This is a genomic window from Thalassospira sp. CH_XMU1420-2 (assembly GCF_037029325.1).
Classification (GTDB): Bacteria; Pseudomonadota; Alphaproteobacteria; order Rhodospirillales; family Thalassospiraceae; genus Thalassospira; species Thalassospira povalilytica.
Genome location: NZ_JAYMEG010000004.1, coordinates 304,601 through 326,905 on the forward strand (window position 1 = coordinate 304,601; position 22,305 = coordinate 326,905).

Here is a 22,305-nt window from a genome sequence, read left to right on the forward strand (position 1 = left end):
TCAGATACTCCTTTTGGGGCCTTGTGCCGCAGGAGCCATGTGATGATCAGGAAAAAGGGAAGTCTGAAAACACAAAGCCGCCTGCAAGAATGAGGCGGCCGGTATGTTCAGGGCATGTGTATTGGCCGCCCGCTTAAGCGAGCCACCACCAACGATTGGAAATACGGATCGGGTTCATGCCATGTGTTTTCATGCCTCAAACCATGTGCGCAAAATTTCCCGGCGTCAAGGCTTTTGCGTCGAGCTGTTGCCTTCTGCCTCTTTGAGTTCCATGTGCAGGGGCTGATGGCAATGCGGACAGGTAAGAATCTCGTCACTTTCATTGCGGTGAACGTCGCGGATGTCATCAAGAACAGATTGGGCCTGTTCGTCACTGATCCCGAGTTCTTCCTGATGGGATTTCAGTTTGTGGCGAACGCGTTCGGTCAGACGTTTGCCCATCAGCTGACGGGTGGCCTGATGACGGTATTCATTTTCGCGGCGTCGCAATTCCGCGTTGAAAGCCGATGCCAGAATACCGGCCGGAACCGCAACAATCCCGATCCCGGTAAGGGAAATGACACTGGCCAGGAATTTGCCAAACGGTGTGATTGGCACAACGTCGCCATAACCGACCGTGGCAAGGGTAATGACGCTCCAATACAATGCCTTAAGCAGGTTGCCAAAGGCGTCCGGCTGGGCTTCGTGTTCGGCGACATAGATCGCACCGGCACTGAATACCAGCATACAGGCCAGTGCGGCGCTGGCGGCACCAAAAATGCCCAATTGCTGTCGAAACACCAGCAACATCAATTCCAGCCCGGTGGAATAGCGGGTGAATTTCAGTAAACGCAGCAACCGGATGATCCGCACAAATCGCAAATCGACGGATGTAAAGAACCACAGAAGGATCGGCAGGATCGCCAGAAGATCAATCAGCGCCATCGGCGTGAACATATAGCGCAGGCGTGCCCACGGGCGGCCGCTGAAACGTTCGTCATCGGGGGCGGACCAGACCCGCAATGCATATTCGACGGTGAAGATCAGGGTGCAAACGATCTCGATGATGGCGAATTGCAGATAGTATCTTTCGGCCAGTTCGTGGACCGAGTCAAAAATCACCGACACGACATTGATGACAATCGCACTGGCCAGAATCAGGTGAACGAATAGGGAAAGGCGCGAATGGCGTTCAACACCATGGAGCAATTTATGTGTCTTTGAACGAAGAGTCGCTGTCATGTCGCGCAAGCCCGATCCGGCAATAGAGTATTGATTGCCAGGTGAGTTTTGCGCCAATCGCTTCAGAAATGGTTAAATTATCAGGGCCTTATTTTCCGGCCCTGATCAATTCGGTGATCAATAGCCTTTTGCCGCGCGGACAAAATCGGCAATTTTCCGGGCGTCTTTTACACCCTTGGATTTTTCGACACCTGATGAGACGTCTACCCATGGCGCACCGGATATCTCGACGGCTTCGGCGACGTTATTGGGATCAAGACCACCGGCAAGCATCCAGTCACTTGTGAAGTTCTGACCGGTCAGCAACGTCCAGTCAAAAGACACGGCATTGCCACCGGGCAGAACGCTGTCTTTGGGTGGTTTGGCATCAAACAGCAGGAAATCGGCAACGCCGTCATAGTTGGATTTGGCATTTTCGATGTCATCGGCGGTACTTACGGAAATGGCTTTCATCACCTTGAGACCGAAACGTTCCTTGACCGCTGCGACGCGTTCGGGGCTTTCCTTGCCATGGAGCTGAATGACATCAAGGCTTCCGGCCGTGATCGCATTTTCAAGTGCCTCGTCACCGGCTTCGACGAACAGGCCGACTTTCAGGATGCTGTTGGGGACGCGTTCGGTCAGGGTTTTGGCACCCTTAAGCGATATGTGCCGCGGGCTTGGTGGAAAGAACACATATCCCAATGCATCTGCCCCGGCACTCATGGCCGCGATAAGGGCATCTTCGCTGTTGATTCCACAGATTTTGACCATGCAGCTCATCGGGGTATCCTGTCTTGTCGTCACTCTAATTCGCACGGCAAACAATTGGTGCGTCTGAGTCACTTAGCAGAAACTGCATCATATCGACAGGATATTTGCGATTTCCGATGGCTTTCCACTGGCAGGATAATCATTGCTGCGCTATTTTCCCGACCATGAGCAAGCATACAGACCCTGCCGCGGGCGAAAACGGCGAAAACACAACCCACTTCGGGTTTCGGGACGTTCCTGAAAGCCAGAAGGCATCCATGGTGCGCGAGGTTTTCGACACTGTCGCGTCCAAATATGATTTGATGAACGATCTGATGAGCGGCGGTATTCACCGTCTGTGGAAAGACACGTTCATCAACGAGCTTAAGCCGCGCCCGAACATGAAGCTTCTGGACGTGGCAGGTGGTACGGGGGATATCGCATTCCGCTTTTTGAAAAATGGCGGTGGTTCGGTCACGGTATGCGACATCAACTATGAAATGCTGCATGTCGGACGCGACCGGGCGGCTGACCACGGGATTTTGAAAAACATCAACTGGACCGTTGGCGATGCGCAGAAACTGCCGCTGCCCGATCATTCGGTTGATGCCTATACCATTGCATTTGGCATCCGCAACGTTACCCGCATCGAAGAAGCCCTTTCCGAGGCATTCCGTGTTTTGCGGCCCGGCGGAAAGTTCCAGTGTCTTGAATTTTCCAAGGTCGTCGTGCCGGGCTTCGATAAGCTTTACGATACCTATTCGTTCAAGCTTTTGCCGGAAATTGGTCGCTTTATCGCGGGGAACCGCGAAGCGTATCAGTATCTGGCCGAAAGCATTCGCAAGTTCCCGGATCAGGAAACCTTTGCGTCGATGATCCGTGCGGCCGGGTTCGAGCGGGTAAAATACCGCAACCTGTCGGGCGGGATTGCCGCCATTCATTCCGGTTGGCGGGTTTGAGGGTGCTTGGCGCATGATCCGGTTTGTCCGAAACAGCTTTCGCCTGCTTGCCATGGCGCGGACCCTGGCACGTCATGATGCCCTGTTTCCGCTGGCTCTTGTGCCGGGTGGAAAAATCCTGGCATTTTTTGCCCGTTTGACAGCCCCGTTTTCCGGGCGGTCCGGGTTGCCGCCGGGGCGGCGTCTGGCGCGCGCACTCGAAGAACTCGGACCGGCATTCATCAAGCTTGGGCAAACACTTGCGACGCGGTCCGATCTGATTGGTGATGATGTTGCTGCCGATCTGTCGTCGCTTCAGGACCGCTTGCCGCCCTTTTCGGCCAAAATTGCAAAACGGATCATTACCGAACAGCTGGCCGAACCGTTTGATGTTCTGTTTGCCGAGTTCGATGAAACGCCAGTTGCAGCAGCATCAATCGCGCAGGTTCATTTTGCCACCACAACAGATGGGCGTGAAGTCGCGGTCAAGGTGCTGCGTCCGGATATCAAGGTGCGGTTTGCCCGTGACCTTGATCTGTTTTACTGGGTTGCCGAAATTGTCGAATTGACGCAGCCGCGCTTGCGCCGCCTGAAACCGGTTGAAACCGTCAAGGCGCTTGAAGACAGTGTCCATCTTGAAATGGATTTGCGTTTCGAGGCGGCCGCGGCATCGGAATTCCGCGATAATTTCGAAGATGATCCGACCTATTACATTCCCCAGATCGATTGGGAACGAACGGCCGAACATGTGATGACCATGGAACGGGTCAAAGGCGTGCGTATCGACAATGTTGAGGCCCTTGATCGCATGGGAATTGATCGTTCAGCCCTTCTGGCCAAGGCAGCGGGCGCGTTTTTCCAGCAGGTTTTCCGCGACGGGTTTTTCCATGCCGACATGCATCCGGGCAACCTGTTTGTCGATGAAACCGGTCGGGTCAGCATTGTTGATTTCGGCATCATGGGACGTGTTGATAAACAGACACGTCTGTATCTGGCGGAAATGCTTCTGGGCTTCCTGACGCGCGATTACCATCGCGTGGCCGAGGTTCATTTTGAAGCGGGCTATGTTCCGCGCAACCAGTCGCTTGAAACGTTCCAGCAGGCATGCCGGTCAATTGGCGAGCCGATCCTGGGCAAGGAACTGGCCGATATTTCGGTCGGGCGCTTGTTGGGGCAGTTGTTCCAGATTACCGAACAGTTCGGGATGGAAACCCAGCCACAGCTTCTGATGCTTCAGAAAACCATGATCGTAGCCGAGGGACTTTCACGTATCCTCAGCCCGAATGAAAATATGTGGGAACTGTCGCGTCCGCTGATCGAAGACTGGATGCGTGAAAACCTTGGCCCGGAAGCCAAGGTCAAGGAAGCAGCCCTTCAGGCCGGATCGATGTTGCGACGTTTGCCGCGCGTGCTTGAAGCTGCGGAAAAAGCATCCTCGGTTCTGACCGATCAGGGGTTGCGACTGCATCCTGAAACGGTGGCAGCCATGCGCGGAAAATCGGGTAATGGCCAAAGCAAGTCGGCGGGCATTTCGCGCCAGACGCTTGTTCTGTGGGTGGCGATCATTGCGCTGGGTGTTGCGGTCTATTTGAAATAGCCGCATCTGGCATTCCGGGAGCTTGTCTTATGACCGACGATACTGATCCAGCCGACATCAAAGTCGAAATCAGTACGGACCGCGCGCGCATTGATCTTGCCTATTGTTATGGCTTTATCGCGTCATCCTATTGGTCGGGTGGGCGGACACGTGGCGAATTTGACCGGTCCGTCGAAATGTCATTTCCGGTCGGGGCCTTTTGCGACGGCCGGCAAGTCGGTTTTGCGCGGGTGGTCAGTGATCAGATTGCCATTGCTTATGTCGCCGACGTGTTTGTTGATCCCGACTTTCGCAGGCGCGGGATTGCTGCCCGGATGCTTGACGCCTTGCACACGCATCCCGAACTTCGTCGGGTGAAAAGATGGGTGCTTGCGACCGATGATATGCAACCGCTTTACCGACAGCACGGTTACGAGGATCTGGATGATCTGATGATGATGCGCGTTGATGAGAATGCCCAAAAGCGCGATCCGCTGCGCTGAAGAATTCCGGTAAAAGAAAACGCCGCCACGGATTGCCGGGCGGCGTTTTTTGGGTCAGTGGCAGATGGTCTAGCTTGCACGGACTTCGTCAAGGAAGTTGCCGACTTCACCGCGCAATGTGCCCGATTGGCTGTTAAGCTTGTCAGATGCACCAAGTACCTGATGGGCGGCCTCGCCGGTCTGGCGGGCGGCTTCACGCATTTCATGGATGTGATTGGTCACTTCCTGCGTACTTTGAACAGCCTGCTGGACCGAGTTGGAAATCTCGGTCGTGGCTTGGCCCTGTTCCTCGACCGCGGCTGCGACCTCGGTAGCGATTTCATTCAGATTGGCGATGATGCTGGTGATGCCTTCGATCGCACCGACAGCTTCCTGGGTTGATCCCTGAATACCGGAAATCTGGGCAGAAATATCTTCGGTCGCACGTGCGGTCTGATTGGCAAGGTTTTTGACCTCGTTGGCGACCACAGCAAAGCCCTTGCCGGCGTCACCGGCACGGGCGGCCTCGATCGTGGCGTTCAGGGCCAGAAGGTTGGTCTGTTCTGCGATGGCCTGAATGATCTGAACCACTTCGCCGACCTTCTGGGCGGAAACATCAAGCCCCTGGACCATTTCGTTGACGCGAACGGCCTCGGTGCTGGCATTGGCGGTGATATTGGATGTTTCATTGACGCGCGCACTGATGTCGCGGATCGAAACGGCCAGTTCTTCGGCGGCACTGGCGACGGTTTCCACACTGTGATTGGCCTGTTCGACGGCCGCAACCACGGCCTGGGAACCAGCTTCGTTCTGCTGGACTGCGGCAACCATTGTCTGGGCGACCTGCTGCATTTCACCGGATGCACCCGAGACACCATCAACCACGCCCATGACGGTCTGCTCAAAGCGTCCGGCAAGGCCAACCATGGCTTCACGGCGTTTGGCTTCGGCGCGTTCGCGTTCCTGTTCGCGTTCGCGATCAAGCTGGGCAACGCGTTTGGCATTTTCCTTGAAGATTTCAACAGACGATGCCATTTCGCCGATTTCGTCATTGCGCCCGACGCCCGGAACATCGACATCAAGATCGCCATCAACAAGTGATCGCATCGCACCATTGATCTTGACCATCGGGGTCAGGATTTGATTGCGCAACACAATCCAGGTCGCACCCAGAAGGACCACAAGGATCGCAGCAGCTAGGGCGACCTGGATGATGACCGCCTGTTTGACTTCGGCATTTACCCGATCAAGAGACCAGGCTGTCACCAGCATGCCACGATACTGGTCTTCATCGCGGCGTTTGGAATACTTGGTGATGGGGGCTGCGACAATGACCGCATCTTCGGAAATAAAGCTGACGACTTCCTTGTTTTCGATCTGTTCAAGATAGGGCTCGACCAAGGCAGGAAGATCATGTTGGCGCAGGGTTTCTGACTGATAGGTGCCAATGGCGTCACCACCGGGATTGGCCGCGATCAGGCTGGCAAGCTGTGAACCTTCCTTGTCGGTGATTTTGCGAAATTCTTTTTCGACGGACGCACCATCCATCGCAATGAAACCTGGCTGGACTGCAGTCGACAGCATTTCGGTTTTTTCGACCGATTCATTATACATGATTTCGAGCATGGCTTCGTGCTGCGAAACAGTCTGAATGGTCATCATGGAGCCAAAGCCCACGACCAGAAGTGCGACGATAACGAAGATAACTTTTCGTCCGACAGAAGCACCGGATCTTTTTGGTTCAGCCATTTATGGTCTCCCACTCCTTCAAAGGCTTTAAGTCGCTTCCCTAGATATACTGTCGCGCAGTTCGCCATTGATCTGGTACGAAGCCTGACAGGTCTTGGCAGACTGTTTTCCTGAATCTTAAGGAATCAGGATCATTCTGCGTTTTTATATTTTATCCACTTTACCGTGTGGGGACGTAGAAGTTGAGTAAAACCTTCTCTTCCTGCGATTGAGGCTACCCCATACAGTCACATTCCCGAAACAAGAAACGACGGGTTTGGCGAATATTCGGTTTCTGTGAATTGAAACGACAAATACGGCTATTGGTTAGGTAATTTTTGGTAAAATATACTAATGTGCTTATGTGAAGATGTGCCGCCGACTCGATAGGGCCATGGCGTGCAGTCAGATGTCCGTGTCATCGCGCACGGGTTTGCTCCGATCAGGAAACATGCGGGGCACAAGGGGATCAGGATGGCTAAATCTGCGACAACGGCGAAAAAGCGACAGGCCAAAAAAGGCACCAAATCGTCAGCGACCAAAAAGACAGTTAAGGCAGTTCCGGCAGATGATTCTGCTGTTTCCCAGAAAAGTCAGGAAGCCGAAAGCAATACCGACACGCGCGATGCATCCCCGAGCGGTGATACCAAATCCAAACCTGCAACCGGGACAACGGGAACCAATGGTGGGGCCGAAAACGCGGCCGCCATTCAGCGGCGCCGTGTGATCAATGATCTGTTCCAGCGTGGACTGGCGGCCCATCAGGCCGGCCAGATTGACGATGCGATCCGTCTTTACAGCGCCACCTTGCGGCAAAACCCGCAACAGCCCGACGTGTGGAACAATCTTGGCGTTGCGTTACGGCGCAGCAAGAAATTCGAAGCGGCCCTTCTGGCGTATCGCCGGGCTGGGGAACTGCGTCCGGACAATGCCGGACTGTGGTCGAATATGGGAAATTGCCTGCGTGAAATGATGCGTTTTGACGAGGCCATTGTCGCGCATAAAAAGGCCATCGAACTTGATGACAGCATCAAGTCGCACACGTTCAATGCCGGTCTTGTCTATCGCGATCTCAACCGGTTTGAGCAGGCGCTGGAATATTTCGACCGCGCGCTTGCGATTGATCCCGATTATGTCGACGCCAACTGGGACAAGGCGTTGGCGCATCTGGCGTTGGGCAATTATGCCGATGGCTGGGCCGGGTATGAAACCCGGCGCAAGTTGGCGGACAATCCGATTCGGCCCCTTGATACTGCACCGGAATGGGATGGCAAATCCGATCTTCGGGGCAAACGGGTTTTGCTGCGCGCCGAGCAGGGCTTTGGCGACATGATCCAGTTTGCCCGATTTGTGCCGCTGGTCGCCAAAAAGGCGGGGCACGTCATTCTTGAATGTCGCAAGGAACTGATGCCGATCATGCGTACTGTGGCCGGTGTCGGGACATTGATTGAAAAAGGCCGCCCGTTACCGGAATTCGATGTGCATGTCCCGCTTCTGAGCTTGCCGCATGTGATGGGGATCGGGGCTGCGGAACTGCAAAAGATCTCGGCTGACCCTTATCTTTCGCCGCCGCCTGGCAAACAGGTCCGGCTGGCGCCGACCCCGGGTACGGTTCTCAAGGTCGGGTTGATCTGGGCCGGGAAACTCAATCCCCGTGACCGGTCTTGTCCGCTTGATATGCTGCTGCCGATCCTGTCGGTCAAAGGGGCCGCCTTTTACAGTTTCCAGATCGATGATCGTCGCGGCGACATCGAAAAGATCGGTCTTCAGGCCTTTGTGACCGACCTTGGCGACCATATTCATGATTTCGGGGACAGTGCGGCCCTGATGCAGGCAATGGATCTTGTGATCACCATTGACAGTTCGCCGGCCCATCTTGCCGGTGCGCTGGGCGTTCCGGTCTGGATGCTGCAACTGTTCACAACCGACTGGCGGTGGATGGTCGATCGCGCCGACAGTCCATGGTATCCGACCATGCGGATCTATCGGCAACAGGACCCCAACGACTGGACAGCACCGGTCAAAAAGCTGACAGGCGACTTTTTGACGCTGCTGCAGGCACGCCAAAGAAACGAAGCTGCAATTTAGAAGTGATAAGTTCGGCAAGGTAAGTTGATGTTTTTCGGGTTTATGTGAAATCCGAAAGACCTCTAACTATCTGATCGGATAGCATAAGTTCCCCTTCGAACAGTTACATCATCTTTTTCGAAGATGCATGATGCTTCACATGTGCCGGTTGTATCCGGGATACATGATGGGGGGACTTCGGGTGACAGCTCTAATTCGGTCTGGTTTTGTGGCCGCAGTTCTATGTGTGCTTGGCACTGGCAGTGCTTTTGCACAAAACGAAGAAATTCGAGGGGTCACTGTTACCCATCCCGCGTTCCCCGTTGTCATGTGTGATTCTGGTGGCGAATCCCGAAAATGTGAGCGAATGGTCCTGGGGGAAAATTTTCCCGCTCAGGTCGTTTTCTATTCGCACGACAGCAAGAATTTCGGGGCGTACCAAGTCCGTTTTCTCGATGAACAGAAAATCTACTGGATTCCTGACGACATGATTGTCGTGCAGGGCAAAGAAGTCGCACGTAGCCCGGTCGTCTGCGGAGGAGACATCGGGACACTCGGCGGTAAGGGGACGCGGGGCGCGGGTGCTGACTGCGTCTCGGCTAAGGGGAAATAAAAATGAAAAAGCTGGGTTTGATCCTGGTCGTTGGCGCGATGACGCTGACCGGTTGCGTCAAAGATATGCAATTTCTTTCGGATTCAATTCCGGAAAAAGGAAAGTTGATCGATACGGTTTCTATTCCGGAAGCAAAGAAATATACGATTGAGGAAATCCATTCGGCGAAAGCTATGGTCATGGCCCAGTCAATCGGTGAGGCCCCGATCAACGAGCTTCAGGACTATGCCCAAGGGGTACTGGATAAGATCATTGCCGTTGCACCAGTCGGGGCACCGAAAGCCGAGGTCGTTTTGATCGGCAATTCCGGACCGGGCGCACATGCTGCACGTGAAGGTGTAGTGTTTCTTTATCATTCGGCATTCGAATATCTGCGCAGCGAGGACGAACTGGCCTTTTTGATTGGCCATGAATACAGCCACGTCTTGATGCAGCATACCCCGGAAAACCTGTTTTCCATGCTGCGTCCGTATCTTTTGACAGCTGCGGATATTGCGCTTGGGAATGAAAATAACCAAAGCGACCTGCTTCGCAAGGCCGGGCAGATGTATGGAAGTGATTTGATCTTGCGTGATCTTTTGTTGCCCAACTGGGATCGGAGCCAGGAGCGGGTTGCAGATTATCTTGGACTGGATTTGATGGTGAAAGCCGGTTACCAGCCGAAAGGAGCATCTGGCTATTTTGAAGTGGCCAAAGAAGCAGAAGAAAAGTTCGGTGCAAATTACCAGGTCACCAGAAACCAGCTTGAGCTGTTTCTTCAGATGCAATTCCAGCCGAAAGGCGAGGACAATGTCCTGCTGAACCAGTTCCTTTCCGAGCTCGGAAACGCGGTCAGCACAATTCAGCAAAATCTTGCAGCAAAGCATGATGACGCAGCAGAACGTGCCGAGGAAATATTTGCTTATGGTATGCGGGAATACATGCCGGAGCGTGCCAGCAGGATGGTTCACAAAGACGCGTTTGATTCTGTCGTGAAGCGCAACAAACGCACTTTGGAAAATTACCGGGTAGCCGCCGAAATCTTGCAGACCTTGGAAAGTGACGACGGTGAAATTGATCTGAGAGTTCTTGAAGCTGATGCCCGCCAGGCCGTAAGCGGACCGACGGCAAGTCATCCATACACACGCTGGGCCTTCGCCAAAGTTCGCGAACGTCAGGGGAACCTCAAGAAAGCAGCCCAGAATATTGACCTTATCGGCAATGGCGAGATTCTTGCGTTACCGGTTGAAATGAAGCGGGCCGAGATTCTTAAATCGCTAGGGAATACCGAAACGGCGTTCAACCGGGTTGAAGAGGTTGCGACCTACTATGACTGGCCACTTGAAACTTACCGGTTTTTGTATCCACTTGTAAAAGCAAGCGGCAACAAAGTACGTGAAAACGAACTGCTGATCGGATGTGTTACCCGGTATCCGCAACAGCGTGCCATGTGCGCGGGAAATTCCCCCGCCGGACAAATGGCCGGTATGTAAATGGGGCAAGAAAGTTTTCGTAGCGACGGGCAACAAAAAGAACTCAAAGTTGCCCGTCTCAAGCCAGTGTGGTGGGGGGTAATCAACGTCGCCCTGGCCGCGATTATTTTGCTGATCGAGCCGGATTCCATTGGGGATGCGGTTGATGAATACAGCTATGCTGTCTTCAGCCAGACAGTTGGGGCACCGCTATATCCAGCCAGCCGAGTGGATGATATTGGCGTTATTCTTCTTGATGACGAATCCCTGGCGGGGCTGAAATCAAGCTGGCCCGCGGTATATGGATTGCATGCCAAGGTTTTGCGCAAGTTGCTGACAGCAAAGCCAAAGGCACTGTTCATCGATTTTACCTTCCGCGACCGGCGCGCGGCAGCACCGCAAGGTGTTCTTGCTGACGAATGGATGCCCGAGCTTTATGTCCATGACGACAGCCTGACGATGCTGGTCAGTACGTTGCAGATGTACCAGATGATGGATATTCCGGTATATTTGCAGGCTGGGGCGCTTAACTTTTATCAGCATCACGCTGTTCTGTCAGAGCTTGCGCCATACGTAACACTGGTATCGGGCTGGGGTGATTTGCGAGGCCAGGCTGATATCAGGGCACTTTCATATCAATTGGCCCCTGAATTACGCAACGCCGGGCGCGTTGCAAATCTCCAGGATGATGATTTGCCGCTTTGTGATGATGCAGTCATGCGCCGGACGGGGAACGGCAACCTCCTTGGATGTGACGTTTCCGGAATTACCGCAGCAGCAACAACGATCTATCAGCATTTTTGTTCTGGCAAAGAGCGTGCACAATCCATAAGGCGTGGTTGGAACTGTGACCAGGCATTGATTATGCCGCCCAAAGCAGACAAATCGGAATGGCTGGCATGGCGGGACGATTTGTTGGTCCGTCCGATGTGGCTGTCATGGCCGGACCGGCAAGCGGACTATTCGGCCTGGACAAAGGCATATGATCAATCCGGGAATGTCATTCCACCCTATGAATGCGGTCCGCAATATAGCGACCCGAATGTTGCCAAACGAATAACTGGCAATTTGGCGACACTGTTTGGGATCGGCGCGCGCGCCGACGTCAACTGTGCACCGTTTCACACAATTTCTGCAGAACAGGTTTATCGTGACACCCCCTCAGCAGGGCGATGGGTGGAAAATTTCAAAGATCGCATTGTGATGTATGGCCAGAACCTCCAGGGGTTTCAGGATGTGGTTCGACCACCAACGCTTGATACGGATATTCCGGGCGTCTTCCTGCATGCAATGGCGTTGGAAAACCTTCTGAGCAACGGGTCAGCATATCTTTCTGACAAGGCAACATACAGTTCCTGGCTGACAGCGGACCTGATTGAAATCATGACACTGGCGATCATTGTCTTTTTACGTTTTGGACTGGCCGGGCTTGCGCGGCGGTCGTTTCCTGCGTTGCCACACGCCAGCAATGCCCAAGACAGGGAGTGCAATCCTCTTGAATATTTCGGCCTGATTTTGGCGAACAAACTTTCAATGTTTTTGTCGATGATGAAGTTTGTCCCAAAGATCCCGAAACTTCTTCGGGTTTGGTCAGGGAATCGCAATGCAGAACACCATTGGACGGAACAACTTGACCTGCGTGACCGCCAACTCGCGCGCAACTGGTTCATGGTTTTGATTTGTTTGCTCGATTTGGTTCTGAGTGTTGCGATCGTGACGTTCGGCGCAATTGTGCTGGAGCTGTCTGTGCTGTCTATTGCCCCGGTCAATTGGCTGGCGGTAATCGGTTTGGGCATGCTGAGTTACATACCGTTTGTGCGCTCGCTGTTTGCCCAGGACAATGAATTGGCAGAAGGTGCAGAACACGACCGCCAAGAAAATTCAGCCGAAGCTATTGAAAAATCTGCAACTGTTTAATTTTGCGCTATTGTCCGAAGGTGGATTGGATGCGGTAAATGACGGCTGCCCTTGCCTTTGCTGCAAACAAGGCGTAGTTAAGCGCCTTAAATTTTTATGAGTTGCGGTCCTTGACGGTTTGGTATCGTTCACGATGTGAAGACCACCCGTTTTGGCGAACTGATCTGGCGCAGGAGAATTCTTGTGAGCGAAGCTCCGTATAACAAAGGTTTCCCGGTATCCTGGGAACAGATGCATCGCGACGCACGTGCATTGGCATGGCGTCTTTTGGAAAAAGGCCCGTATAAAGGCATTATCGCGATTACCCGCGGTGGGCTGGTTCCTGCGGCGATCATTGCACGTGAGCTTGATATTCGCCTGATTGATACGGTTTGTGTGCGCAGCTATTCCGACAAAAGCCGTGGCGAACTGGAATGGCTCAAAGGCATCGAAGGTGACGGCACCGATATGCTGATCATCGATGATCTGGTCGATACCGGCAAAACCGCAAAGGCCGTTCGTGAAAAGCTTCCGAATGCGCATTTCGCCACTGTATATGCCAAGCCGCTTGGCCGTGAAATCGTCGACAGTTTTGTCACCGAAGTGTCCCAGGACACCTGGATTTACTTCCCGTGGGATATGGAATTGTCAGTGAATGCACCGATTTCCGAACGCGCACGCTAAGTGACGATCCCACGTATCTGATTTTTGTCAGAATGACGGAATTATCGCCCGGACTTCCATCAGGGAACTGTTGATGTTTCCAGATGCAACTCCGGGCGATTTTTTTGTGCGAAGGTGCCCCGGCGTGAAGGGCCGATTTAAGGAAATAAATTTCCAAGCTGTCTTTTGATCTGCTTGCACACCTCGACAAAGCGGGCTATAAAACGCGCGCTTTGCGGGTGTAGTTCAATGGTAGAACGGCAGCTTCCCAAGCTGCATACGAGGGTTCGATTCCCTTCACCCGCTCCAATCTTTCCGACATATCCGACAATTGATCTGGTAGTATGCCAGCGGCAAGCCGTGCCCTTTTTTCAGGGGGCGGGGGCAAGGTAGTCGTAGTCAAGGCTGCGAGCTTCTTCGTCGCTGCAAATTTCTGGGGATTTGACGCCCTCGATCTTACCAAAGCGCGGATCAAGTGTGCCGATATAGTGGTGGTCTGCTGTCGCGACGAACAGGCATCGACCTGTTTCACCTTCAAGGCGCTTTCCGTCCCGCCAGTCGGCCGGGGCAATCATGTCACCGCCATGAATGCCGATTTCGGCGTTGTCGGCTTCTGCGGACAAACGATCATAGCGATGTGAATAGCCGCTTATCGGAAGTGCTTCGCCATCGCTGATCATTGCAGCGGCAACGTCACGTTCCCCAATTCCGCATTCCACGATGGGGAAATCACCCGGTTTGGACGAGCGTTCCTGATCCCCGGGCCAGCACTGCACCGGGAACGGTGCCATGGCAAAATATTTGCGAAGCTGCATCGCCGAAGACATGCCGCAATCCCAGAAACTGCCATTGTGAAGGCATTGCTGGCCCAATTCGGGGGCGTCAATGCCGGCGATATCGGCAACAACATTGTCGATGATGATGGTATCGCCATCAATGACGACAACATCGCGTCCTTCGGCTTCCAGCCCGGCGAGCTTGTCCCTGTGCTGGGTTTTGTCTGCTGCATGTACCGGCCCGCCCTGCGCATAGACCGCCAGGACAAACAGAAGGGGAACTGCGAACAGAATGAGAAGGTGGACAAAACGCTGCAACGGGACCTCGATGGTTGGGCGACGGATCGGTCTTTGACAAATGACACATCGGATAGATCAAAAGAACAAGGGAAAAGAACGGCAAAATGATGACCGGCTTTGATTTTAAGGTCTGAAACCGCATGCGGTGTGGCAGGTGCCATGCGCAATAACAGGATGCATTGATCCGGATTTGGCGCTACAAGCGGGTTTGTCTTTTGCTGACAGGGAAGCTTCTTTGTTTCGTCTGCAACCCATCTTTTTCGTTGTCGGGATTATGGTCATTATCATCGGGATTTCGATGATGGTGCCGGCTGCCGTGGATCTTTATTACGGTAATCCTGACTGGAAAATCTTTGCCCAAGCATCGATCACGACCATCGGACTTGGCGGGATGGCGTGCCTTGCCTGCCGATCGGATATCGGGCCGCGTGTTACTGCCCGGCAGGGATATGTCCTGACCGTTGTGTCCTGGATTGCTGTCAGTGTGACCGGGGCATTGCCGCTTTGGTATTCGTCGCTGGATATCAGTTTTTGCGATGCCGTGTTCGAAACGGTTTCGGGTCTGACGACAACGGGTTCGACCATTCTGTCCGGGCTTGACCAGTTGCCACCGGGGTTGCTGTTGTGGCGGTCCATCATGCAGTGGCTGGGCGGGATCGGGATCATCGTTACCGCGCTGGCATTGTTGCCGATGATGCGGGTTGGCGGGATGCAGCTTTTCCAGATGGAAAGTTCCGATCGTTCAGAAAAGCTCAGCCCGCGCATGCGCGACATGTGTTTGCAGATCGTACTGATCTATAGCAGCCTGACTTTCGTGTGCCTTGTTTTGTACCGCGTATTTGGCATGAACTGGTTTGACGCCATCAACTATGCGATGACGACATTGTCGACCGGTGGCTATGCCACGTCGGATTTGTCCTTTGCCAAGTTTGACAGCAGTCTGTCGCTGCACTGGATCGCCATTCTGTTCATGTTTGCCGGTGGATTGCCGTTTACTGCCTATGCCGTGGTGCTGCGCAAACGCAATATCCAGGCCGTAATCGGCAATCAGCAGATCAAGCTGTTCTGTCTGATCATCGCGGGCTTTACCGTGTTGCTGACGATTCGTTTGGCCCAGATTTCAGATGACAGCCTGTTCCGGTCTTTGACCATGGCGGCATTTAACCTTGTCTCGGTCATAACGACCACCGGGTTTGCGTCGGGGGACTATCTTTTGTGGGGACCGGCAGCAGTAATGCTGTTTTTCTTTGCGACCTTCATTGGTGGATGTTCCGGATCCACATCAGGCGGTTTCAAGATGTTCCGTCTTTATGTCGTGTTTACCGGGTTGCGTGCCCATTTCATGCGGCTGCGCAGTCCGTCGGCTGTCGTGGTCAGTCGTATTGACCGGCATGAAATCACGTCTGACATCTATAATGCCGTGACGGTTTATGTGTTCCTGCTGACTGTCAGCTATATCGCGGTGACCATCGCGCTTGGCATGACGGGGCTTGATCTGATCACGTCGATGAGTGCCGCGGCAACGTCACTTGCCAATGTGGGGCCGGGTCTTGGTAACATCATCGGACCGGCGGGCAATTTCCAGTCCTTGCCGGATTCTGCGAAATGGATTCTTGATATCGCAATGGTTCTTGGGCGGCTTGAATTCGAAACCCTTCTGGTGCTTTTGATGCCGTCATTCTGGCGGGATTAACCCGGTCATCCCTTGTTTCGGGAAATATCGAACGGCTGTGACGGACGCCACAGACGGCGCGCCGGGTTTGATACAGGTTTGTGCAATGTTGTGAAGGCAACAAACAAAAACCAACGAACAAACAAACTTGGACACGGACATGATGCTGCAGAACAAATTCACGCGCAAAATGGCCACCGTTTTTTCGGTGCTGATGATTGCCGGTGTGGTTTCGGCCTGTTCACCGGAAGTCGGCAGCGAGGAATGGTGTGCCGATCTTAAGGAAAAGCCCAAAGGCGACTGGACTGCCAATGAGGCCGCAGATTTCGCCAAACATTGTCTTTTCTGATCGTGTGAATGTCTGACCGGCACGGTCTGTGCTGGTCGATTCTTTGCTGATGTCTGGAAATGCCGTCTTCATGACGGTTAAATCCGCCCTTCGACACCTGCTTGGCGGTGGTACTGTCGAAGGGCGGATTTTTGCGTCTGGCTTATGAAAAACGACATGGAACAAACTGTTGTCAGGGGCGTTAAAGACAGAACATTTCCGCGCATAAGTGCGATGCAGCAAGGTACATTTGCGTTACCTTGATAAATCCCTATAATGCGCGGCCCGCGAATGATCGCGGTAGTCGAATACGACAACAATTTTTATACGAGGTTAGACAAGTATTATGAGTGCCGAAAATCTCCATGTCGGTGTGATCGGCGCAACCGGTGCGGTTGGCGTCGAGCTGATCAACGTTATGTTTGATCGTAACTTCCCTGTGGGTGAACTCACCCTGTTCGCATCCGAGCGTTCAGCAGGCAAGACCGTGGAGACTAAGTTTGGCACTAAGACCGTCGCGCTGTTCTCTGTCGAAGAAGCAAAGCAGTGCGACATTGTCTTCCTTGCTGTTTCGGGTGATTTCGCCAAGGAATATGCGCCGAAGATCGCCGAAGGTGCGCTGGTGATTGATAACTCGTCGGCATTCCGTCTGAATGACGACGTTCCGCTGATCGTGCCGGAAATCAATGGTGACCTTGCCAAGACCGCGAAACTGATCGCAAACCCGAACTGCACCACGGCGATTGCCGCGGTTGCACTTTGGCCGCTGCATCAGGCGTTTGGCCTTAAGAAAGTCATCGTGTCGACCTATCAGGCGGCATCGGGTGCGGGTCAGCCGGGCATGAACGAACTGCGCGAAGGTCTGGCTTCGGGTCTTGAAGGCAAGCCGGTTCCGGCAGAAGTCTTTGCCCATCCGCTGGCATTCAACGTTATCCCGCATATCGACAGCTTCCAGGACAATGGTTACACCCGCGAAGAGATGAAGGTGACCTGGGAAACGCGCAAGATCTTTGGCGCGCCGGATCTGCCGGTATCGTGCACCGCGGTTCGTATCCCGACCGAGCGTACCCATTCCGAAGCGATCGTCGTGGAAACCGAAAAGGCCGTTACCCCGGCGCAGGCCCGCGAAGTTCTGTCCAAGGCCAAGGGTGTCAAACTTGTCGATGATCCGGCAAACAACAAATATCCGATGCCGTTGACCGCGACCAAACAGTATGACGTCGAAGTCGGTCGTATCCGTTCTAACCTTATCTTTGGGGATCATGGTCTGGAACTGTTTGTTGCCGGTGACCAGCTTCTCAAAGGTGCGGCCCTTAACGCGGTCCAGATTGCAGAAGCATCGATCGCCGACTAAACCCGGCTTTGATCCTGATATGAAAATGGCCCCGCCAGATCATCTGGCGGGGCCATTTGTTTTGACAGGGTTTTGTCGGCGCCGTGTCGGGCCGGTCAGGCCATTCACGCCAGTGAAATATGATCGCGTCCGGATGCCTTGGCGGTGTATAGCGCGTTATCAACGCGCGCCATCAGGGTTTCAAGGTCTTCGCCGTCGCGATACTCGGTCACACCGGCGCTGATCGTAATCAGGATCTGGTCACGGCCAAATCGCACAGGTGCTTCACGGATGTTATCCGCGAGTTCGCGGGCCTTGATCATGGCGTCCTGGCGGCCGGTTTCGGGGAATATCACCACGAATTCGTCCCCGCCCCAACGGCAAATCAGATCAGATTCACGTACATTGGTGCGGATCGATGTCAGAACTTCGCGCAAAACTGCGTCGCCACCCGGATGGCCATAGGTGTCATTGATGCTTTTGAACCCGTCGAGATCAAAACACATGACAGACAATGGTGTCTTTTGACGACGGGCGGTTTTGGTTGTCTGGTCAAAGACCATGTCAAAGACCTGACGATTGAGGCTTCCGGTCAGCTTGTCCCGTGATGCCAGTTCTTCGAGCCGGTTCTGGTAATTGCGAACCGTCAGATAGGCAACAAGACCGACGATGACGGTGATCAGAAGCGAAATACCGATATTGGCAAACAGGGTGTTTTGCAGTCGGCCATTTGAGGAATAATCGCTTTGTTCAACGATCAGAAGCCATCCGAATTCCGGTACAAGGCGGCTGTTGACGAAATATGTATGGCCATCTTCCTCATACGACATCGAGGCACCCGGCGATGTCAGGATCTGTGTGGCAAGATGGCGCATGCCCTGGCGTTCGTGCAGATTTTGGGCATCGCCAAAGCCGCTGCCGCGCAATGTCACATGACCCTGGGTATCGACAAAATAGATCGTTCGGCCATACCGGTTCTGATAGGTTTCAATCAGGTTGGTGACCGAACTGACCGACAAGCCAACGCCTGTTATGCCAATGACATTCCCGTTATAGTCGAGCACCTGATAATTGACGAAGATCGACATGCGGGACCGATCGACCGTGTCATGGTCGATATTGATTTCATAAGGCTTTTTGGCATCGCGTGCCCGGAAGTACCATGCATCGGCAGGGTCATCTTCGCTGATCTGCTTGATCACGCCGCTTGGATGATAATAGTTCCGGGTTTTATCCGAGATAAAATAGGACGTGATGGTGTCGTAGCGTGACTGGATTTCGGTCAGATATTTGATGATGCGTTTTTCATCGGTCTCGCCGGACAAGGCCCAGTCGCGCACAAAGGTATCATGGGCCATCAGCGACGAAATGAAGATCGGCTGAAGCAGGTCACGCTGGATTTCGGAATAGATATTGTCGCTGGTTAGCGGAAGTGTGGTTTCGGAAATCTGTTCTTCAAGCGAATCCCGTGCGACATAAAAGCTTACAAAACTTGTGGTCAGAAAACCAACCGCAAGAAGAACGCATAAAACGATAGCGAAATATAATTTCTTCCCGTGCACGGAAAGCTCCCCAAAGATAAAACCTTATATCGCTGACTATTTTATGCTCAGCACTTCCGGTTTGGTAATCTACGGGAAAGAACGGATCATTGCACGGGCCAAAATGGCACAGGGTGCCAAATGCAGTCGGCGATTAATTTGGTCTGAATCAAAAGAAACCGCCAATCAGGTGACTGGCGGTTTCGTGAAACTTTTGCGTGTGCAAGCCCGGAACTAGCGGCGGAATACGATGGTTTTGTGATCGTTGCGGAACACGCGATGTTCGCAATGCATCTGAATGGCGCGGGAAAATACGACCGATTCAATATCACGACCGATTTCGACCATGTCATCAGCGGTCATGGTATGATCAACGCGTTCGACAGCCTGATGAATGATCGGACCTTCGTCGAGGTCTGCTGTCACGTAATGCGCCGTTGCGCCGATCAGTTTCACGCCGCGCGCATGGGCCTGGTGATAAGGTTTCGCACCCTTGAAGCTTGGCAGGAACGAGTGATGGATGTTGATGCAACGCCCTTCGAGTTCCTGGCAAAGGTCGGTTGAAAGCACCTGCATATAGCGGGCAAGTCCAACCAGATCAGCCTCATATTCCCCGACCAGATCAAGGAGCTTCTGTTCCTGGGTTGCCTTGGTCTCTTTGCTGACCGGCAGGTGATAATAGGGGATGCCGTACCATTCGACGATGCCGCGCATGTCTTCATGGTTTGAAACGATGGCCGGAATTTCGATATGCAGGTTGTTGGATGCAACACGGTGCAGAATATCGTTCAGGCAATGGCCGAATTTCGATACCATCAGCAACACTTTGGGTTTGCGATGGAAGTCGTGCAGTTTCCACTGCATCGAGAATTTTTCGGCAACCGGTGCAAATTTTTCTGCAAATTCGGAATCCGTGCGCAAGGCGCGACCAGCTTCAAATTTGACACGCATAAAGAAGCGTTTGCTAATGGGGTCACCAAACTGTTCAAGTTTGGTCACGAACGCGCCTTCGTCGGCAAGGAAGCTTGAAACGCTTGCGACAATCCCGAAGGTATCGGGGCATGTGATGGTCAGAATAAAGGTTTTGGCGAGTTCGGACATTTCCGCGGCTGCTTTCTTTCTTGAATTTGTTTACCCCGCCGATATAGCGGCGATCAAACGTCCTGCCAACCCGGAAATGGCGGATTTCCGCCTATGCCAAACCTGCCAGAACAAAAACGCATAGCCGATAAAGGACTGGACTTTATCAACGCTTGTGCCAAGAATTCCGCTGCTTGTCATGAATGGGGTACATGTTGTCCGCAATTTCGGTTATGCAGTGCCCTTTGGGGCTGCCCCTGAAACCAGAACAGCAAATGCATCATGCCGCAGCATCCGGGGGGAGATGCGGCACTATATGCCAAGAGGCGTTTCATTGATTGATTTCCGTCCTATTCTTTTCATTGTCGGCATTTTGTTGTGCACGCTTTCCATAGGCATGTTCGTGCCGGCACTGGTTGACCTTTATTACGGTCAGTCGGACTGGATCGTGTTTTCCGCGGCATCATTCGTTTCGCTGTTTGTCGGCGGTGCATTGATCATGATGAACCGGATGGACAATCTGAAGATCAATTCGCGTCAGGCTTTCATCCTGACGACCTTGAGCTGGGTGGTTCTGACGGCGGCATCTGCGCTGCCCTTTGCCTTTTCCGACCTTGATATGTCCTATACCGATGCTTTTTTCGAAGCGATGTCGGGAATCTCGACCACCGGGTCGACAGTTATTGTCGGGCTTGATACGGCCCCGCCGGGAATTTTGTTGTGGCGCGCATTGTTGCAGTGGCTTGGCGGGATCGGGATCATTGTGATGGCGATTGCCGTCATGCCGATGCTGCGCGTTGGCGGGATGCAGCTTTTCCGGATGGAAAACTCCGACAAGTCGGACAAGGCATTCCCACGCGCGACCCAGATCGCCATGGGCATCGCCATGCTGTATCTGAGTTTCACCGCACTTTGGGCGATCCTGTTGTGGTGGGCCGGCATGACGCCGTTTGATGCGATTGCCCATGCCATGACCACGATTGCCACAGGCGGTTTTTCGACCAAGGATGCATCGGTCGGGCATTTCGACAGTGCAGCAATTGACGTCATCATCACGCTTGGCATGGCGACGGGTGCATTGCCATTCATTCTGTATTTGCAGATGTTGCGCGGGCAGGGCAATGCGCTTTTCCGCGACAGTCAGGTCCGTTGGTTTTTGACCATTGCCGTTTCGATCATTGTCGGATTGGCGTTCTGGCATTCGGAAACCAATGGTGTGCCGTTCCTTCATGCGTTGCGCTATACATCATTCAACATCGTGTCGGTGATGACCGGAACGGGTTATGCGACGACCGATTACGGCCTGTGGGGGCCATTCGCGGTAACGGTGTTCTTTTTTGTGATGTTTGTCGGGGGCTGTGCAGGGTCGACGACCTGTGGGGTCAAGATCTTCCGTCTTCAGGTGCTTTATGAGATCGCCAAAATTCAGTTGTCGCACATGTTGCGGCCGCACGGGGTGTTCATTGCCTATTACAACCGCAAACCGCTTTCAGAAGATGTTACAGAATCTGTATTGAGCTTCTTCTTCCTGTTTGTGTTCTGCTTTGTTGTGCTGGCAGCGGCCCTTGGTGCGATGGGGCTGGACTTCATTACAGCGGTTTCCAGTGCCGGCACGGCCATTGCCAATGTCGGTCCGGGTCTTGGCCCGATTGTCGGGCCATCGGGGAACTTTGCGACCCTGCCGGACGGGGCAAAATGGTTGATGTCGATCGGGATGCTGATCGGGCGCCTGGAAGTCTTTACGGTCTTGGTTCTGTTGTTCCCGGCCTTTTGGCGCGACTGATCGATCGTTCTTTGTTCGATGATTTTAAACACCCGCAGGTATCGCGCCTGCGGGTGTTTTGATTCGGGCCTGTTGACGAATTAGGACAATTGACCTAATCTATCGAAATAGGACATATGTCCTAG

At 53.4% G+C, this 22,305-nt stretch carries 18 protein-coding genes and 1 tRNA gene; 13 read left to right on the forward strand and 6 right to left on the reverse strand.

The features are described 5' to 3' along the window. Positions 1-225 precede the first annotated feature (225 nt). Both WA429_RS15145 and WA429_RS15150 read right to left on the reverse strand, forming a co-directional pair. A complete protein-coding gene (locus tag WA429_RS15145; RefSeq protein WP_206926301.1) occupies positions 226-1,221 on the reverse strand; it encodes an ion transporter in 996 nt (331 codons plus the stop codon). 117 nt (positions 1,222-1,338) lie between these two features. After that, on the reverse strand, positions 1,339-1,983 hold the full coding sequence (locus tag WA429_RS15150) for a phosphoribosylanthranilate isomerase (protein ID WP_287464768.1): 645 nt from the start codon (positions 1,981-1,983) through the stop codon (positions 1,339-1,341). Between the two features lie 155 nt (positions 1,984-2,138). On the opposite strand from WA429_RS15150, the gene ubiE reads away from it, so the two are divergent. From ubiE to WA429_RS15165, 3 genes are read left to right on the forward strand one after another with little or no spacing between them, the layout of a single operon-like run. Continuing rightward, positions 2,139-2,912 carry a bifunctional demethylmenaquinone methyltransferase/2-methoxy-6-polyprenyl-1,4-benzoquinol methylase UbiE gene (ubiE, locus tag WA429_RS15155; protein WP_068517793.1) on the forward strand — a complete coding sequence of 258 codons (774 nt, stop codon included), beginning with the start codon at positions 2,139-2,141 and terminating at the stop codon, positions 2,910-2,912. Between the two features lie 13 nt (positions 2,913-2,925). Continuing rightward, positions 2,926-4,488 carry a 2-polyprenylphenol 6-hydroxylase gene (gene ubiB / locus WA429_RS15160; RefSeq protein ID WP_287464769.1) on the forward strand — a complete coding sequence of 521 codons (1,563 nt, stop codon included), beginning with the start codon at positions 2,926-2,928 and terminating at the stop codon, positions 4,486-4,488. A 29-nt stretch (positions 4,489-4,517) separates the two neighbouring features. After that, on the forward strand, positions 4,518-4,970 hold the full coding sequence (locus WA429_RS15165; protein WP_287464770.1) for a GNAT family N-acetyltransferase: 453 nt from the start codon (positions 4,518-4,520) through the stop codon (positions 4,968-4,970). A 69-nt stretch (positions 4,971-5,039) separates the two neighbouring features. On the opposite strand, the gene WA429_RS15170 is transcribed toward WA429_RS15165, so the two are convergent. Further along, on the reverse strand, positions 5,040-6,698 hold the full coding sequence (locus WA429_RS15170; RefSeq protein ID WP_068517790.1) for a methyl-accepting chemotaxis protein: 1,659 nt from the start codon (positions 6,696-6,698) through the stop codon (positions 5,040-5,042). A gap of 453 nt (positions 6,699-7,151) precedes the next feature. On the opposite strand from WA429_RS15170, the gene WA429_RS15175 reads away from it, so the two are divergent. The 6 genes from WA429_RS15175 (at position 7,152) to WA429_RS15200 (ending at position 13,676) form a co-directional block, all read left to right on the forward strand. Next, positions 7,152-8,765 carry a tetratricopeptide repeat protein gene (locus WA429_RS15175; RefSeq protein WP_287464771.1) on the forward strand — a complete coding sequence of 538 codons (1,614 nt, stop codon included), beginning with the start codon at positions 7,152-7,154 and terminating at the stop codon, positions 8,763-8,765. Positions 8,766-8,946: 181 nt separating this feature from the next. Beyond that, positions 8,947-9,357 (forward strand): hypothetical protein, encoded by a 411-nt coding sequence (locus WA429_RS15180; protein ID WP_287464773.1) that lies wholly within the window; start codon positions 8,947-8,949, stop codon positions 9,355-9,357. Positions 9,358-9,359: 2 nt separating this feature from the next. After that, on the forward strand, positions 9,360-10,829 hold the full coding sequence (locus WA429_RS15185) for a M48 family metalloprotease (protein ID WP_287464775.1): 1,470 nt from the start codon (positions 9,360-9,362) through the stop codon (positions 10,827-10,829). Next, positions 10,830-12,725, forward strand: coding sequence for a CHASE2 domain-containing protein (locus WA429_RS15190; RefSeq protein ID WP_287464776.1), 1,896 nt, complete (start codon positions 10,830-10,832; stop codon positions 12,723-12,725). A 183-nt stretch (positions 12,726-12,908) separates the two neighbouring features. Continuing rightward, positions 12,909-13,388 (forward strand): xanthine phosphoribosyltransferase, encoded by a 480-nt coding sequence (gene gpt / locus WA429_RS15195; RefSeq protein WP_068517785.1) that lies wholly within the window; start codon positions 12,909-12,911, stop codon positions 13,386-13,388. A 214-nt stretch (positions 13,389-13,602) separates the two neighbouring features. Continuing rightward, positions 13,603-13,676, forward strand: a tRNA-Gly gene (locus WA429_RS15200). A 62-nt stretch (positions 13,677-13,738) separates the two neighbouring features. Here the strand turns inward: WA429_RS15200 and WA429_RS15205 are convergent. Further along, a complete protein-coding gene (locus WA429_RS15205; protein ID WP_287464778.1) occupies positions 13,739-14,461 on the reverse strand; it encodes a thermonuclease family protein in 723 nt (240 codons plus the stop codon). 217 nt (positions 14,462-14,678) lie between these two features. On the opposite strand from WA429_RS15205, the gene WA429_RS15210 reads away from it, so the two are divergent. The 3 genes from WA429_RS15210 to WA429_RS15220 all read left to right on the forward strand — a co-directional run bounded on the left by WA429_RS15210 (position 14,679) and on the right by WA429_RS15220 (position 17,797). Beyond that, on the forward strand, positions 14,679-16,136 hold the full coding sequence (locus WA429_RS15210; protein ID WP_287464779.1) for a TrkH family potassium uptake protein: 1,458 nt from the start codon (positions 14,679-14,681) through the stop codon (positions 16,134-16,136). A gap of 139 nt (positions 16,137-16,275) precedes the next feature. Beyond that, positions 16,276-16,464, forward strand: coding sequence for a DUF3012 domain-containing protein (locus WA429_RS15215; protein WP_197460776.1), 189 nt, complete (start codon positions 16,276-16,278; stop codon positions 16,462-16,464). 325 nt (positions 16,465-16,789) lie between these two features. After that, positions 16,790-17,797, forward strand: a complete 1,008-nt coding sequence (locus WA429_RS15220) for an aspartate-semialdehyde dehydrogenase (protein WP_114112322.1) — start codon at positions 16,790-16,792, stop codon at positions 17,795-17,797. Positions 17,798-17,901: 104 nt separating this feature from the next. Here the strand turns inward: WA429_RS15220 and WA429_RS15225 are convergent, their stop codons facing one another. Beyond that, entirely contained in the window at positions 17,902-19,338 is a 1,437-nt protein-coding gene (locus tag WA429_RS15225; protein ID WP_068517780.1) for a sensor domain-containing diguanylate cyclase, read from the reverse strand. Between the two features lie 213 nt (positions 19,339-19,551). Then, positions 19,552-20,418: a formyltetrahydrofolate deformylase gene (gene purU, locus WA429_RS15230; protein WP_068517777.1), complete on the reverse strand. Its 867-nt coding sequence runs from the start codon at positions 20,416-20,418 to the stop codon at positions 19,552-19,554. Positions 20,419-20,713: 295 nt separating this feature from the next. On the opposite strand from purU, the gene WA429_RS15235 reads away from it, so the two are divergent. Further along, positions 20,714-22,180 (forward strand): TrkH family potassium uptake protein, encoded by a 1,467-nt coding sequence (locus tag WA429_RS15235; RefSeq protein WP_228195114.1) that lies wholly within the window; start codon positions 20,714-20,716, stop codon positions 22,178-22,180. Positions 22,181-22,305: the final 125 nt, after the last annotated feature.

What these genes read in the sequence shown, in the direction of transcription:
- WA429_RS15145 (WP_206926301.1), bottom strand. Translation starts at nt 1,221, where the DNA reads ATGACAGCGACTCTTCGTTCAAAGACACATAAATTGCTCCATGGTGTT.
- WA429_RS15150 (WP_287464768.1), bottom strand. Translation starts at nt 1,983, where the DNA reads ATGAGCTGCATGGTCAAAATCTGTGGAATCAACAGCGAAGATGCCCTT.
- ubiE (WP_068517793.1), top strand. Translation starts at nt 2,139, where the DNA reads ATGAGCAAGCATACAGACCCTGCCGCGGGCGAAAACGGCGAAAACACA.
- ubiB (WP_287464769.1), top strand. Translation starts at nt 2,926, where the DNA reads ATGATCCGGTTTGTCCGAAACAGCTTTCGCCTGCTTGCCATGGCGCGG.
- WA429_RS15165 (WP_287464770.1), top strand. Translation starts at nt 4,518, where the DNA reads ATGACCGACGATACTGATCCAGCCGACATCAAAGTCGAAATCAGTACG.
- WA429_RS15170 (WP_068517790.1), bottom strand. Translation starts at nt 6,698, where the DNA reads ATGGCTGAACCAAAAAGATCCGGTGCTTCTGTCGGACGAAAAGTTATC.
- WA429_RS15175 (WP_287464771.1), top strand. Translation starts at nt 7,152, where the DNA reads ATGGCTAAATCTGCGACAACGGCGAAAAAGCGACAGGCCAAAAAAGGC.
- WA429_RS15185 (WP_287464775.1), top strand. Translation starts at nt 9,360, where the DNA reads ATGAAAAAGCTGGGTTTGATCCTGGTCGTTGGCGCGATGACGCTGACC.
- WA429_RS15190 (WP_287464776.1), top strand. Translation starts at nt 10,830, where the DNA reads ATGGGGCAAGAAAGTTTTCGTAGCGACGGGCAACAAAAAGAACTCAAA.
- WA429_RS15215 (WP_197460776.1), top strand. Translation starts at nt 16,276, where the DNA reads ATGATGCTGCAGAACAAATTCACGCGCAAAATGGCCACCGTTTTTTCG.
- WA429_RS15220 (WP_114112322.1), top strand. Translation starts at nt 16,790, where the DNA reads ATGAGTGCCGAAAATCTCCATGTCGGTGTGATCGGCGCAACCGGTGCG.
- purU (WP_068517777.1), bottom strand. Translation starts at nt 20,418, where the DNA reads ATGTCCGAACTCGCCAAAACCTTTATTCTGACCATCACATGCCCCGAT.
- WA429_RS15235 (WP_228195114.1), top strand. Translation starts at nt 20,714, where the DNA reads ATGCCAAGAGGCGTTTCATTGATTGATTTCCGTCCTATTCTTTTCATT.